We start from the raw sequence: 12,716 nt of genomic DNA on the forward strand, positions 1-12,716 counted from the left end.
GAGTCGTGTGCCTCGGCAGGTTGGGGTGTGTACCCTGGGGCCTGGGGGGGCGCCGGCGCCGGGGCCCCGCGGGTCCCGGCGCCGCCACCCCGGCCATCCCCGCCCCTCGACGTTTAGTTGCGTCATTGCGCAACTGTATAGTCGTGCCGGATGTCACCGGGTCCCGAGACGGGAGACCGGCAGAACGTGACGGGGGGAGAGGCCATGGGCGGCCGAGTCCGAGCAGCGAGTCGGGGCGGCGATCAGGGCAGCCGCAATCTGGAACTGGCGCTGCTGCTGGGAGCCGTGCTCATCTGCGGATTCGGCTACGCGGGCAGTTCCCTCGCGATCACGGGCAGCCTGCCGCCCGGCATGGTGGTCCACGTCGCCCTCCTGGCCCTGCTGCCGCTGCTGTGCCACCTGGCGGTACGGCGGTTCGCCCCGCACGCCGACCCGCTGATCCTGCCCCTCTCCACCCTGCTCACCGGCCTGGGCATCGTCCTGATCCACCGCCTCGACATGGCCTACGAGGCCCGGTACGGCTCGCCCACGGCGGTCGGCGGGCAGGTCATGTGGGTCGCCCTCGCGGTCGCCGGATTCATCGCGGTCGTGATCACGCTCAAGGACCACCGCCGGCTCCAGCGCTACCCCTACCTGGCCGTCACCGTGGGCCTGGTGCTGCTGATGGCTCCGGCCTTCTATCCCGGCGACGTCTACGGCGCCAAGCGCTGGATCTTCCTCGGGCCGCTGTCCTTCCAGCCCGGCGAGTTCGTGAAGATCGTGATCGTGCTCTTCTTCGCCGGGTACCTGACGCTCCGCAGGGACGCCCTGGCGCTGGCCGGACGACGCTTCATGGGCATGTACCTGCCGCGAGGGCGGCAGCTCGGTCCGATCGCTGCCGTGTGGGTCATCAGCCTGCTCGTCCTGGTCTTCGAACGGGACCTCGGCACCTCGCTCATCTTCTTCGGCGCCTTCGTGATCATGCTGTACGTCGCGACCGAGCGGACCAGCTGGGTGGTGTTCGGCGTCGCCATGTTCGCCGTCGGAGCCTTCGTCGTGGGCTCCTTCGAACCGCACGTCCACGGCCGAGTCGTCGCCTGGCTGCACCCCATGGACATCTACCTCCCTCCGGAGCAGCGACCGGCCGGCCTGATCTCCGACCAGGCGGCCCAGGCGCTGTTCAGCTTCGGCTCCGGCGGGATGTTCGGTTCCGGCCTCGGCCAGGGCCACCCCGAGCTCATCGGCTTCGCCGGGCGCAGCGACTTCATCCTCACCACCGTCGGCGAGGAACTCGGCCTGGTCGGCGTGATGGCGGTGATCCTGCTGTACGCGCTGCTCGCCGAACGCGGCCTGCGCACCGCGATCACCGTGACCGACCCCTTCGGCAAGCTGCTGGCCGCCGGTCTGGCGACCACGCTGGTGCTCCAGGTGTTCGTCGTCGTCGGCGGTGTCACCGGGCTCATCCCGCTCACCGGCAAGGCCCTGCCGTTCCTGGCCCAGGGCGGCTCGGCGATGGTCGCCAACTGGCTGCTCGTCGCCCTCCTGCTCAAGGTCAGCGACACCGCGCGCCGCCCCGAGCCCGTCCCGGTGGCGGACCTGGACGCCGCCGAGACCCAACTGGTCCGCCGGTGACCCGGCGCCCCGGGGCAACCGGGGTCTGAGCGACGCGGCCGTACGACGGGGGGAGTACGGCGTCGGCGGCCGCGTACTCCCGCGGCCGCCGACCCGGAGTGCGTACGGGGCTCGTACGGGCGGCCCCGTCGGAGGCCGGCCGGTCGCCAGGGCGCCGGGGCCGAGCCGCCGTTCAGCGTTCGAGGAGCCTCCTGGCCACGCGCGCCGCCGCCTCGCACTCGGCCGCGGGCGGCGAGAGCTCGCTCAGCGTGTCGAGGTCGGTGTCCTGCCGCAGCTCCGCCTCCCAGGCGGCGGCGAGGCTCTCCTGTTCCTTGCGTGACAGGCCCTGGACGCGCTCCCGGTGGTGCGGGTCGAGGGCGGTCAGGAAACGCTCGACGGTGTCGATGGGCATGTCGCTCTCCTTGGTCAGGGGGTGCCGGCCCGGTGGGGCGCTGTCCCCAGCGTGAGCGGCGGGCGGGCCCCGCGGTCGGCGCCGTGGCCCACGCGCACCCGAACGGAGCAGTCCCGGCCGTGTACGCCGAGGCCGGTACACCGGGTTACTCCCCCCGTCGGACGCCGGTCGCGCCGCCGTCCGGCACCGTGTGGCGGGTGAGAACAAGCCGCCCCGCACGCCGTGCCTTCCTCGTGGTCCATGTGGTCGCCTCCGCCAGTTGGCTGGGACTCTCCCTCGGACTGCTCGCCCTCGGGATCGCCGCGGTCACCACGCACTCCGCGGTGACCGTGGAGACCTCCGTCCGCGCCATGAAACTCTTCGCCGACTGGCTCCTGCTGCCGGTCGCGTTCCTCACCCTGCTCAGCGGTCTGGTGCTGTCTCTGGGTACCCCGTGGGGGCTGGCACGGCACCGCTGGGTCTACACGAAGTTCTGGCTGACCCTGGCCACGACCGCCGCCACCGTCCTCGTGCTGCGCCCGGGCCTGAACTCGATGGTCCACGACGTCGCCGCGGGCGAGCCGCCGGCCGACTCCCGCGGAGTCCTGATGGGCCCGATCGTCTCCCTGACCTCGTACGTCTTCATGACGGTGATCTCCGTGCTCAAACCCTGGGGCCTGACCCGCCGCGGCCGACGGCACCGCGCCTCCCAGCGCGCGTCCCACACCGCCCGCCCCCTGAGCCGGCCGGTCTGAACCTGGCCGGACGGATGCGCGAGGTCAGTACGCGTGAGCGGCGGTGACCTCTGCGGAAACCGCCAGGGCCTGTTGGGCGTCCGAACCGCGCAGGGCCAGCAGGCTGAGGGCCAGCGCGTCGACCACGACGAGATGAGCGAGGCGGCCCGCGACGGCTTCGAGGCCCAGGGTGAGGTCCTGGCCGCCGGCAAGCAGCGTGCACTGGCTGGTCTCGGTCAGCGGTGAACGGGCGTAGCTGGTGAGTGAGATGACGGTGGCTCCGCGCGCGTGGGCCCGCCGGGCGGCGTCCACGGTGGTACGGGTGGCGCCGGTGTGGCTGACGGCCAGGCAGACGGCGTCCGCCGGAAGCAACGAGGCGGCCACCTCGGCGGTGAGGGGGTCGGTGGGGGAGTCGACGGCGCAGCCCAGGGCCCTGAGACGGTAGGCCGCGTCGGTGGCCACGGCCGTGGACAGGCCCGCACCGACGACCAGGATCCGGCTCGCGCCGTGCAGGGCCTCGGCGGCGGTGCGCAGGTGGTCGGGGGAGACGGTCGCGGACAGCCCGTCCAGGGCCTCGCGTGCCGCTTGCACGGTGTCGGCCAACGCGCGGGAGGTGGGGTCGGCGCTTTCCGGCGGGGTGGGCCGGGGCGCCTCCCGTGCCGCCGTGATCTTCACCTCCTGATAGCCGCGGAAGCCCAGCCGCTGGCAGGCGCGGATTACGGAGGAGGGAGCCGTGTGCGCCATCGCGGCGACGTCACTGACGCTCAGCCGGACCAGTTCGGGGCCCTGATCGAGCAGGACCTGAGCGACCCTGGCCTCCGCGTCGCGCAGTTGCGGCAGCCGGGCGCGTACGTGGGCGGCGAGATTCTGTACGTCAACGGTCCGTGCGTCGGCCGAAGGACTCCCGGTCGGGGAATGGTGTTCCATGCGAGTAGCATAATGCGGAATCCGATTCCCAACCGCTTCAGCTCCTGGAACGGTCGACGCTCATGGATGTGTTCATGCAAGCAGGCACAGCCGTGCCCGTAGTGGTGCTCGCCGCAGCGGTGCTGCACGCCGTGTGGAACGCACTGGCGCACGCGATGCCGAACAAGCTCGCCGGCTTCACCCTGATCAACCTCGTCTTCGTCGGCGTCAGTGCGGTCTGGGTCTGTTTCACCCCGCTCCCCGACTCTGCCGCCTGGCCTTTCATCGCGGCCTCGGCCGTGCTCCAGGTCGCCTATCAGACGCTGCTGCTCCAGGCGTACAGGCTCGGTGACTTCGGCCAGATGTACCCGGTGGCGCGCGGCGTCGCCCCCATGCTGGTCGCCGTCGTCTCCGTGAGCGTTCTCGGCCAGGAGCTGTCAGCCCCCGAACTCACCGGCGTCCTGGTCATTTCCGCCGGACTGGTTGCCCTCGCCCTGGCGGACGGCTTGCCGGACCGCACCCGGTTGCCGGCGCTGACGGCTGCCCTCGGCACCGGCGTCATGATCGCCTCGTACACGGTCGTCGACGGCACGGGCGTACGGCGCTCGGACAGCGTCTTCGGCTACATAGCCTGGAGCTTCCTGCTGCAGGGCATGCTCTTCTGCGCCGGCGCCCTCGCGCTGCGCGGGCGCGCACTCGTGCCCCGGCTGCGGTGCGCCACGATGCGCGGACTGACCGGTGGGTTGCTCTCACTGACCGCGTACGCACTGGTGGTATGGGCGCAGGATCACGGCGACCTGGCGTCCATCGCCGCCCTCCGCGAGACGAGCATCGTCATCGCCGCGCTGCTCGGGACCGTGTTCTTCCGCGAGCGGCTGGGCGCCCGACGGCTGGCCGCGAGCGTCACCGTGGTGGCGGGCATCGCCGTGCTCCAACTCGCACACACCTGAACGCCCGGTCCGGCAAGCGCCCGGCCGTCGGCCGGTCCGCGGCTACGAGGCGCGGCCCGCCACCAGCGAAGGCGAGATGACCTCAGTCAACCCATGCTTGCCCGTGGGTGTACCAGGGGGAGCTGGTTCGGGCATGTCGGTCGAACGCGCCGACGGCGGTGTGCGGCGGGTGACCGGTCGCCGTACACCGCCGTCGTGACTCAGCCTTGCCCGTGCCGCTTGCCCAGCGCCTCCAGCACCGCGCGGGCCATGGCCTGTTCGCCCTGGGCGTTGGGGTGGGCCGGGGCCGCGGGGGAGGCCGGCTGCAACGGCTCGATCCAGCGGTCCGCGGGGGTCTTGCACATGTCGTGGCCGACCGTGGGCCGGTAGGTGTCGACGTACTCCGCGCGGTTCCACGCGGCCACCAGGCGGAGCATCGTGTTCAGCCGCTTCTCGGTGTCCCGCAGATAGGGGAAGTCCCCCGAGGCGAACGGCACCGATGGGAAGCAGCCGCTGCCGTCGTCGGGCAGCAGGTCCGGATAGCCGACGACGAGCACCCGGGCGTGCGGCGCCCGGGCGTGCACGGCCCGCAGCACACGGTCCACCTTCGGTGCCGTCCGCGCGATGTCGAGCGTCAGCCGGTCGATGCCGGACGAGGCGTGGTGGCGGCGGCAGGGGTCTCCGGTCGGCTGCTGGGAGCCGAGCGCGGCGCAGGTGGCGATGATGGAGCCGAACCCGACGTCGTTGCCACCGATCTGGACCGTCACCAGGTCGGTGTCCTTGCGCAGGGCGTTGAGCTGGGCGTCGTTGGCGCCCTGCGGCTTCCACATCTCCTCGGTCGTCGCCCCGGCGCAGCTCACGTCCCGGAACGAGGCGACCTTCCGCTCGGCCGCCACGATCGACGGGTAGTTGCGGTCCGAACGCCCGCAGTCGGCATCGACCTGCCCGGGGATTCCGGGGCCGGAGGTGTAGGAGTCCCCGAGCGACACGTAGTGCCCGCCAGGGCCGGATCCCGCGCCGGGCCCGGTGCCGTGCGCCGAGGCGGGCACCGCGGAGGCGGCGACGAGCGCGCATCCGCCGAGCGCCGCCCCCACCGCGACCGGCCACCGCCGCTTCGCGGCCGCCACACCCGAACGTTCCCGATGAACCATCAGTTCCTCCCCCTGGGCCGGGACATCGCACGCGGCCGGCACCGGGCGGCGCCGCCGTCGCACGTTCGACCGGGCTTGTATACCGTTCGGTAGGTCCCCGGGGCCAGAGGTGTGACGCGGCGACGGCGAGCGCACGGCGACGGCCGGCCCGTCGTCGTCACGGACGCCGGAAACGCCGTACGCGCCCGACACCGGGCAGGCGTCGGGCGCGTACGGACCGAGAACGCGGTCAGCGCTGGGCCACCGCACGGCCCTGGTTGAGCTGCGCGGTGAGGAGATGGGCGTCGAGCAGCGCCACATCGGCGGTGCGGTCCGCCCGCGCGTAGCCGGCGAGCATGCGCTTGGTGAGGGTGAGGGCCTCCGGCGCGCGCCGGACGAGGGGCCTGATCCAGGTGTCGACGGCCGCGTCCAGCTCCTCCACGGGCGCGACCTTGTGCAGGAGCCCGAGCCGGTGGGCGGTGGCCGCGTCGAACGGCTCGCAGGTGAGCATCAGTTCGCGGATCCTGGCGGACCCGCCCTCGGCGACCAGGCGGCCCATGGCCCCTCCCCAGGCAGGGGGCAGACCGAGGGCGATCTCCGGCATGCGGAACCGGCAGGTGTCCGCTCCCGCGCGCAGGTCGCAGAAGGAGGCGAGCGCCAGTCCCGCGCCCACGACCTTGCCGTGGAGTCTGGCGATCGTCACCGCGTGCGAGTTCTCCAGGGCGTCGCACACCCGGTAGGCCTTGTCCACGATGCGGCGCATGGCACCGCCGGTCGGGTCTTCCGCCAGTGCCGCCCGGAACTCGTCGCGATCGGCGCCGAGGCAGAAGTCGTCGCCCACCGCCGACAGCAGCAACACCCGGATGTCGGGCCGGTCATGGAGGCTGTTGAGCAGGGAGAGGAGGTCGTCGAGAGCCGCGACGGTCAGCGAGCTGTCCTGCGCCGACGGGTTGAGCCGGACCTGGAGCACCGGTCCGTCCTGCTCGACGTGTATCGCTTTGTAAGGGAAGGTATCGAGGATATTGGTCATTTCGATCATATGAGAGCGACATCCAGGTTCAGCGGGCGCCGGAACGCCACGCGCGGCGCCCACGTGGGACGGCGCACGAGCGTGAGGTTCGGGAAGCGCCCGACCAGGTGGTGCAGGAGGGTCTGGGCCTCCAGCCGGGCCAGGGGTGCGCCGAGGCAGTAGTGAATGCCGCCGCTGAAGGCCAGGTGTGCCGGTTTGCGGTGCAGGTTGAACAACTCGGGATCCTCGTGCTTGGCGGGATCGCGGTTGGCCGCTCCCACCATGAGGTGGACCATCTCGTCCTTGCGCACCTCGACACCGCCCAGTTCGGTGTCCCTGGAGGAGACCCGGCTGATCACATGGGTGGGCGGGTCGTAGCGCAACGACTCCTCCACGGCGGCCGGCACCAGGTCGGGGGTGACGGTGAGCCGGTTCCACTGCCGGGGGTGTTCGAGGAGCAGCAGGGTCATGGTGGACAAGAGGGTGGACGTCGTCTCCAGGGCCGCCAGCAGCACGAACAGCGCCAGGAAGTAGACGGCCTCGTCCGCCCTGTCCCGGTCGCTCTCCATGTCGTCCCAGAGCGTGATCCAGCGGGAGACGGGGTCGTCGCCCGGGTGGGCACGCCGTTCGCGGACCAGTTCCAGGAAGTAGGTGCGCAGTTCGGCCGTGGCCGCGTCGGACAGCGCCAGTTGGCTGGCCGAGGGCAGCAACTCCTGGGTGAAGACCTGGTCGTGGGTCAGCTCGCGCAGCCGCGGGAAGTCGGCGCTCGGCAGGCCCAGCCAGTGCCCGATGGTGGCGACCGGCAGTTCCTCGCTGACCAGGGCGTTGAAATCGGCCTCTCCCTCGCGCAGTTGATCGGCGAGAGAGTCCATGAGCCGACCCGTGATACGGCTCACCGTGCCACGGATCTCCTCCAGGGAGGTGCGGTCGAACATGCCGGCCGACCGGCGCACCCAGGTGTGTTCGGGGGGATTGAGGGCGGGCAGCGTCCTGCTCATCTCGCGTGAGGAGGGGGCGGTCCAACGGGTGCCGTCCCCCTGCTGTTCACGCCAGCGGGCGTCCGGCTCCAGCCAGTCCCGGTTGCGCAGGACCTGATCGCACAGGTCGAAGCGCGTCACGAGATGACCTCCCCAGGGCGCCGCGACGACTCCGCCCCTCGACCGAAGCTCCGCGTAGATCGGAAAGGGGTTGGCCTGGCCCTTCGACGTCCGTAGACGAGAGAAGAGCGAGACCGCAAAACGTCTGTCGGGGGGCGGAGTTACCGCTGTCTCCACGACGGCTCCTTTCTAGGTATCAGCCGCCATGCATACCCCAGCGGTGGCTTGAACATACGAGATGACTATGCCGGTCGGGGTTGCCTTCGTCACTCCCCTCGAGTCCACGCCAGGAAGCGGCTGAACATGCCGGCCTTGGGCTTGGCCGCGGACGTCGCCGCAGGTCGGGGCGGTGCGGTGGAGGCGAGCGGCGCGGGGGTGGCCGCCTGCGCCTGAGCGGGCGCAGGCGCCACGACCCGGGGCGTGAACCGGACCGGGAGCGCGACCAGCGAACGGCTCCACGGTGCCGGAACCCAGCTCAGGTCCTTGAACGGCACCCGCACTTCGACGTCGGGCAGCCGGTTGAGGAGGGACTCGACGGCGGTCACGGCGATCATGAACGCCGGGTCCTTGGCCGGGCAGGCGTGCGGGCCGGCGCCGAAGGCCAGATGCGCCTTCGCGCTGAGCTGCTCACGGTGTTCGGCCAGCCGGGGATCGGTGTTGGCCGCCGCGAAGGAGATCAGGACCGGGTCGTTGGCCTTGAGCGTCCTGCCGCCCAACTCCACGTCGTGCGTCGGGTAGTGGGCCGCGTAGTTGGCGATCGGCGCGTAGTTCCACAGGACCTGGGTGACGGCGTCCTCGATCGGCAGGCCGGCCTGCCACTGCTCGTCGAGGATCAGCGCGCTGCTCGTGCCGATGGCCGCCGCCAGGGGAGCGGTGCCTCCGGAGAGCAGGGTCACCAGCTGGTGCAGCACCTCCTCGTCGGTCAGCCCCGCGGCGTGCTCCATCAGACGGGTGGTCAGGTCCTGCCCGGGACGGCGCCGCTTGAGGGCGATCAGCTCCCCGAGCGCCTCGGCCAGCACCTGGTCGGAGTTGGGGGTGCCGTCGAAGATGCCGCTGATGCCGACGATGACGCGGTCGCCGATCTCCGGCGGGCACCCGAACAGGTCGCTGAAGACCAGCAGCGGCAGTGGCTGGGCGTAGTCGGCCATCAACTCGGCCTGGCCCAGGCGGTCGGTGCTGAACCGGCTGATCAGGTAGTCGGCGGACTGCTGGGTCTGCCGCACCAGGTGCAGCTCGTTGACGCTGGCCAGACTGTCCGTGACCGCCTGGCGCAGCCGGGCGTGCGCCGCGCCGTCACTGAACAGCGCGTTGGGTCGGTACCCCATCATCGGCACCGCCGGGCTGTCCTCGGGGACACGTCCCTGGTTCAGCGCGTTCCAGCGCCGGGAGTCCCGGACGAACGAGGCGGGGTTCTGAAGGATGTACAGCGCCGCGTCGTAGCTGGTGACCAGCTCGACCTGGACGTCCGGGGCGACGTCGACCGGCGCGCTCGGGCCGAGGGTGCGCAGGTACTCGTAGAGGCTGTCGGGATCGGAGCCGAACTGCGGTCCGTAGACCGGGACGTTGGCGTGGGCGGGGCAGCCGGGAGGAGGCCCCTGTATGCCGGGATGCTGCTGCATGTGCGGGTCGCTCCTAAGAAATGAGGGACAGAAGGTGGTGCACGAGGGTGATGAGGGCCTGCGCCGCGGAGTTCTCGTCCCGTACGTCACAGGTGACGACGGGGGTCTGAGCGGACAGGTTCAGCGCCTCGCGCACCTCCGCGAGCGGGTAGTCGGTGGTGCCTTCGAAGCGGTTGACGCCGATGGCGTAGGTCAGGCCGAAACGCTCGACCAGGTCGAGGACCGGGAAGGACTCGGAGAGCCGCTCGGGGTCGACCAGCACCAGGGCGCCGAGAGCACCCCGGGACAGCTCTTCCCACATCTCTTTGAACCGTTCCTGACCAGGCGTTCCGAAGAGGTAGAGCACCACCTCGTCGCTGATGGTCAGACGGCCGAAGTCCATGGCGACCGTCGTGGTCGTCTTGTCCGGAGTTCCCGACAGATCGTCAAATCCCACACTCGCTTCGGTGATCTCCTCTTCGGTCCGCAAAGGCTCGATCTCGGAGATACTTCCGATGCACGTGGTCTTCCCGACTCCGAAGTGGCCCACCACAAGGATCTTGACCGCGGTGGAGACGGCTGAATCCAGGTACACGTATCACGCTCCGAATCGGGCTTTGAGGCCATCGAGTACCGCGCTGAGGATTTCCCGATCGACACGTTCGGCGCGGGGGACGGGCTTCCTCGTGATGACGAGGCCGCCCTCTTCCAACTCCGCCAGAAGAATCCGCACGATCCCCAGCGGCAGGTGCGTATGAGCGGCCACTTCGGCGACGGACAGAAAGCCGTCCGTGACCATCTCCAGAACCTGGCCCGCCTCCGGGGAAAGCATGAGGCCGGCGGCGGAGACACCGTCCTCGGCGGACACCAGGGTCGTGCGCTCGTAGGCGTGGTCCGGGGGCAGGGAACGCCCGTTCGTGACCACGAACAGTGGTACTAATGCCGAGGTCAGCTCGAGATCGGGCTCGTTGTTCACTGGCTGCTCACCGCCCCGTGCGGTGACAGGTGGGCGCTCAGCCGGGGCACCACCTGGTGCAGCCGGGTCGTGAACTCCTCGATGTCGGCGTCGTGGTCGGCCGCCGCGGCCAGGAAGGCGCGGTGACCGGCCGAGATCAGGAAGATCCAGCCGTGCTGGAACTCGATGACCGTCTGCCGCCATCGGGCGTGCTCGTGCACACCGGCGAACTGCGAGGTGGCGCGGCTGTAGGCGTGGATGCCCGTCATCGCCGCCGAGATCGTGTCCGCCAGGTCCTGGCTCATGCCCGTGGTGGCCCCGCGGGGCAGACCGTCGGCGCCCAGCAGCACCGCGTGGCGGGCTCCCCGCACCGCGCCGACCGCCTCGTCGAGTTCGGCGATCGGGAGGCCGGTTCCCCGCCTGGCGCCCTGGTGGCCCCCGGCACGGCCGGAACGCTCGGCCGCGGCCTCCGCGTTCACCCGGGGCGGCGAGGTGAGGTTGTTGCCGAGCCTGGCGACGAGCCGGTGCATGCGGAAGGAGATCTGCTGCATGTCGACGTCGGGCGCCGCGGCCGCGGCGAGGTAGGCACCCTGCCCCGCCCCGATCAGGAAGATCCAGCCGTGGGAGAACTCGATGATCGTCTGGTTCCACTGCCTGTCCTCACCCGGACCGGCGAAGTGGGAGGTCGCCCGGCTCAGCGCCTGCATCCCCGCCATGGCGGCGGATATGGTGCGCACGTCCTTCTCCGACATGCCGTCGGTCGCTCCGCGGGGGAGACCGTCTGCGGACAGCAGAACAGCGTGCCGCGCCTTCGGCACGTTGCTCACGATGTCCTCGAGCATCCACGACAGGTCGCTGGTCATGCGTTATCGGACCCTTCGAACGGAGCCGCGGAGAGGTTCCGGCCCGAGATCGTGCCGCGCTGGAAGGCTCCCAGGCTTCGGCCGGCGCGGCCGGCCTCGTCCGACGGTGCGACGGGCTCGGCCCGGTGGTCGCTGTTGGGAACGGCGTCGGGAACGGCGTCGGGAACACTGGCTATGGGCACCTGGCGGGACCCCCGCTTGGGCAGGCCGTGCGCGGTACGCGTCCCGGCCTCGGAGCGGCCCGTCGCGCTGCGGATCGGGCTGACCTGGGAGATCTCGGGCGGCGTGATGTCCTCCTCGGTCCACAGTTCCTCCGGCAGCAGGACGACCGCCCGGACACCGCCGTAGCGGGAGATGCCGGTGACGTCCACCCGGAAGCCGTACTGCTGGGCGAGCAGGCCGATGACGGGGAAACCGAACTTCGGCTGGTTGCCCAGCTGGGACAGCCGGGGGCGCAACTCGCCCGCCAGCAGGGTGGACGCCTTGAGCCGGTCCTCGTCGTTCATGCCGACACCGGCGTCGTCGATGACGATGCACAGGTTCTTCTGCACCCGCTGGAAGGTCACCTCGATCGGCGAACCCTGCTGGGAGAAACTGGCGGCGTTGTCGAGGAGTTCCGCGACCGCGAGAGCGACCGGGGAAACGGCGGACGCCTTCAACGCGAAACCGGTCTGCTGCATGATTTCGACACGGCGGAAGTTGCGAATCTGACCCTGCGCGCTGCGCACCACGTCATAAACACTGGCGGGCTTACTGCGGCGACCCAGCGGCGCACCGCACATCACGGCAATGCCCTGAGCCTTACGCGCCATTTGCGCATTGGCGTGGTTCACTTCCAGCAGATCCGCCAGCACGGCGTGTCCGCCGTACTTCCGCTGAATCTCCTCAAGAAGTGCCAACTGCTCGGCCGCGAGGCTCTGCAGAAAGCGCGCGGAGCCCTTGAGGACGGCCTTGGTGCTTTCCTCCGCCCCCTCTTCGGCCTCTCGGATGGTCTGGTCGTGCTCGGCCTTGTGGCGCTGCAATTCATGCCACACCGTGGCAAGTTGCCCCTCGGCCTCGCTCAACTTCTGCGTGTAGGCAGCCTCGGCCTGGCTCTTTTTCGTCGTGATGGCATTGTTCCGACGATAGAGCACCAGGGCCGCGGCGACGGCGAGCACCACCGCGGCAACCAGGCACCACACAAGTGCGTCTCGAATCATGGAAACCTTTCCTGGCGTTTGGTCTGCAGCCGTGGGTGGGTGGCACCTCGTGGGAGTCCGTGGCGCAACCACTCAAAGCGACCCGACCGCTGTCGCGTTGAGAACAGACCGACCTCAATGCGGTGCGCGAGCCGAGTGGACCAAGGTCACAGACGCGGGGATGCTATCACTCACTTAGGGGACCCTCCGCAACTCCATGAGGGCAAGTGCCCAGCAGCGTTCGCCACTTGGTTGCGCCCTGATATGCGGGGTGTTGCTTGCCGCCGCCGGCCCGTTAACCGTTATGTGTTCGCTACATAAGGCAGATTGCGTGAT

At 70.4% G+C, this 12,716-nt stretch carries 13 protein-coding genes; 3 read left to right on the forward strand and 10 right to left on the reverse strand.

All coding sequences use genetic code 11. The features are described 5' to 3' along the window. Positions 1 to 204: 204 nt before the first annotated feature. On the forward strand, positions 205 to 1,611 hold the full coding sequence (locus tag ACTYVM_RS34780; protein WP_445529779.1) for an FtsW/RodA/SpoVE family cell cycle protein: 1,407 nt from the start codon (positions 205 to 207) through the stop codon (positions 1,609 to 1,611). Between the two features lie 172 nt (positions 1,612 to 1,783). On the opposite strand, the gene ACTYVM_RS34785 is transcribed toward ACTYVM_RS34780, so the two are convergent. Next, positions 1,784 to 2,002, reverse strand: coding sequence for a hypothetical protein (locus ACTYVM_RS34785; protein ID WP_400036242.1), 219 nt, complete (start codon positions 2,000 to 2,002; stop codon positions 1,784 to 1,786). A 197-nt stretch (positions 2,003 to 2,199) separates the two neighbouring features. On the opposite strand from ACTYVM_RS34785, the gene ACTYVM_RS34790 reads away from it, so the two are divergent. After that, positions 2,200 to 2,736 (forward strand): DUF2269 domain-containing protein, encoded by a 537-nt coding sequence (locus ACTYVM_RS34790; RefSeq protein ID WP_400036240.1) that lies wholly within the window; start codon positions 2,200 to 2,202, stop codon positions 2,734 to 2,736. 24 nt (positions 2,737 to 2,760) lie between these two features. Here ACTYVM_RS34790 and ACTYVM_RS34795 read toward each other — a convergent pair whose 3' ends face one another. Further along, positions 2,761 to 3,642, reverse strand: a complete 882-nt coding sequence (locus ACTYVM_RS34795) for a MurR/RpiR family transcriptional regulator (RefSeq protein ID WP_445529780.1) — start codon at positions 3,640 to 3,642, stop codon at positions 2,761 to 2,763. Positions 3,643 to 3,716: 74 nt separating this feature from the next. Here ACTYVM_RS34795 and ACTYVM_RS34800 point away from each other — a divergent pair, with 74 nt between their 5' ends. Beyond that, positions 3,717 to 4,571, forward strand: coding sequence for an EamA family transporter (locus ACTYVM_RS34800; protein WP_445529781.1), 855 nt, complete (start codon positions 3,717 to 3,719; stop codon positions 4,569 to 4,571). Between the two features lie 200 nt (positions 4,572 to 4,771). Here ACTYVM_RS34800 and ACTYVM_RS34805 read toward each other — a convergent pair whose 3' ends face one another. The 8 genes from ACTYVM_RS34805 to ACTYVM_RS34840 all read right to left on the reverse strand — a co-directional run bounded on the left by ACTYVM_RS34805 (position 4,772) and on the right by ACTYVM_RS34840 (position 12,401). Further along, the gene (locus ACTYVM_RS34805; RefSeq protein WP_445529782.1) at positions 4,772 to 5,701 is read right to left on the reverse strand and encodes an SGNH/GDSL hydrolase family protein; all 930 of its coding nucleotides are present in this window, start codon (positions 5,699 to 5,701) and stop codon (positions 4,772 to 4,774) included. Between the two features lie 229 nt (positions 5,702 to 5,930). Then, positions 5,931 to 6,710 (reverse strand): enoyl-CoA hydratase/isomerase family protein, encoded by a 780-nt coding sequence (locus ACTYVM_RS34810; protein WP_445529783.1) that lies wholly within the window; start codon positions 6,708 to 6,710, stop codon positions 5,931 to 5,933. 5 nt (positions 6,711 to 6,715) lie between these two features. Further along, a complete protein-coding gene (locus ACTYVM_RS34815; protein ID WP_445529784.1) occupies positions 6,716 to 7,963 on the reverse strand; it encodes a cytochrome P450 in 1,248 nt (415 codons plus the stop codon). 89 nt (positions 7,964 to 8,052) lie between these two features. After that, positions 8,053 to 9,405 carry a cytochrome P450 family protein gene (locus ACTYVM_RS34820; protein ID WP_445529785.1) on the reverse strand — a complete coding sequence of 451 codons (1,353 nt, stop codon included), beginning with the start codon at positions 9,403 to 9,405 and terminating at the stop codon, positions 8,053 to 8,055. A gap of 13 nt (positions 9,406 to 9,418) precedes the next feature. Beyond that, positions 9,419 to 9,979 (reverse strand): GTP-binding protein, encoded by a 561-nt coding sequence (locus ACTYVM_RS34825; RefSeq protein WP_445529786.1) that lies wholly within the window; start codon positions 9,977 to 9,979, stop codon positions 9,419 to 9,421. 3 nt (positions 9,980 to 9,982) lie between these two features. Continuing rightward, positions 9,983 to 10,360, reverse strand: a complete 378-nt coding sequence (locus ACTYVM_RS34830) for a DUF742 domain-containing protein (protein ID WP_445529787.1) — start codon at positions 10,358 to 10,360, stop codon at positions 9,983 to 9,985. Further along, entirely contained in the window at positions 10,357 to 11,202 is an 846-nt protein-coding gene (locus ACTYVM_RS34835; RefSeq protein WP_445529788.1) for a roadblock/LC7 domain-containing protein, read from the reverse strand. The genes ACTYVM_RS34830 and ACTYVM_RS34835 overlap by 4 nt, the downstream gene beginning before the upstream one ends. After that, complete coding sequence (locus ACTYVM_RS34840; RefSeq protein WP_445529789.1) at positions 11,199 to 12,401, reverse strand: ATP-binding protein; 1,203 nt, start codon at positions 12,399 to 12,401, stop codon at positions 11,199 to 11,201. The genes ACTYVM_RS34835 and ACTYVM_RS34840 overlap by 4 nt, the downstream gene beginning before the upstream one ends. Positions 12,402 to 12,716 lie beyond the last annotated feature (315 nt).

It is taken from the genome of Streptomyces cyslabdanicus (genome assembly GCF_052663305.1).

Bases quoted from the DNA above. Each gene is read 5' to 3' on its own strand.
- ACTYVM_RS34780 (WP_445529779.1), top strand. From the start codon at position 205: ATGGGCGGCCGAGTCCGAGCAGCGAGTCGGGGCGGCGATCAGGGCAGC.
- ACTYVM_RS34785 (WP_400036242.1), bottom strand. From the start codon at position 2,002: ATGCCCATCGACACCGTCGAGCGTTTCCTGACCGCCCTCGACCCGCAC.
- ACTYVM_RS34795 (WP_445529780.1), bottom strand. From the start codon at position 3,642: ATGGAACACCATTCCCCGACCGGGAGTCCTTCGGCCGACGCACGGACC.
- ACTYVM_RS34800 (WP_445529781.1), top strand. From the start codon at position 3,717: ATGCAAGCAGGCACAGCCGTGCCCGTAGTGGTGCTCGCCGCAGCGGTG.
- ACTYVM_RS34805 (WP_445529782.1), bottom strand. From the start codon at position 5,701: ATGGTTCATCGGGAACGTTCGGGTGTGGCGGCCGCGAAGCGGCGGTGG.
- ACTYVM_RS34810 (WP_445529783.1), bottom strand. From the start codon at position 6,710: ATGACCAATATCCTCGATACCTTCCCTTACAAAGCGATACACGTCGAG.
- ACTYVM_RS34820 (WP_445529785.1), bottom strand. From the start codon at position 9,405: ATGCAGCAGCATCCCGGCATACAGGGGCCTCCTCCCGGCTGCCCCGCC.
- ACTYVM_RS34835 (WP_445529788.1), bottom strand. From the start codon at position 11,202: ATGACCAGCGACCTGTCGTGGATGCTCGAGGACATCGTGAGCAACGTG.
- ACTYVM_RS34840 (WP_445529789.1), bottom strand. From the start codon at position 12,401: ATGATTCGAGACGCACTTGTGTGGTGCCTGGTTGCCGCGGTGGTGCTC.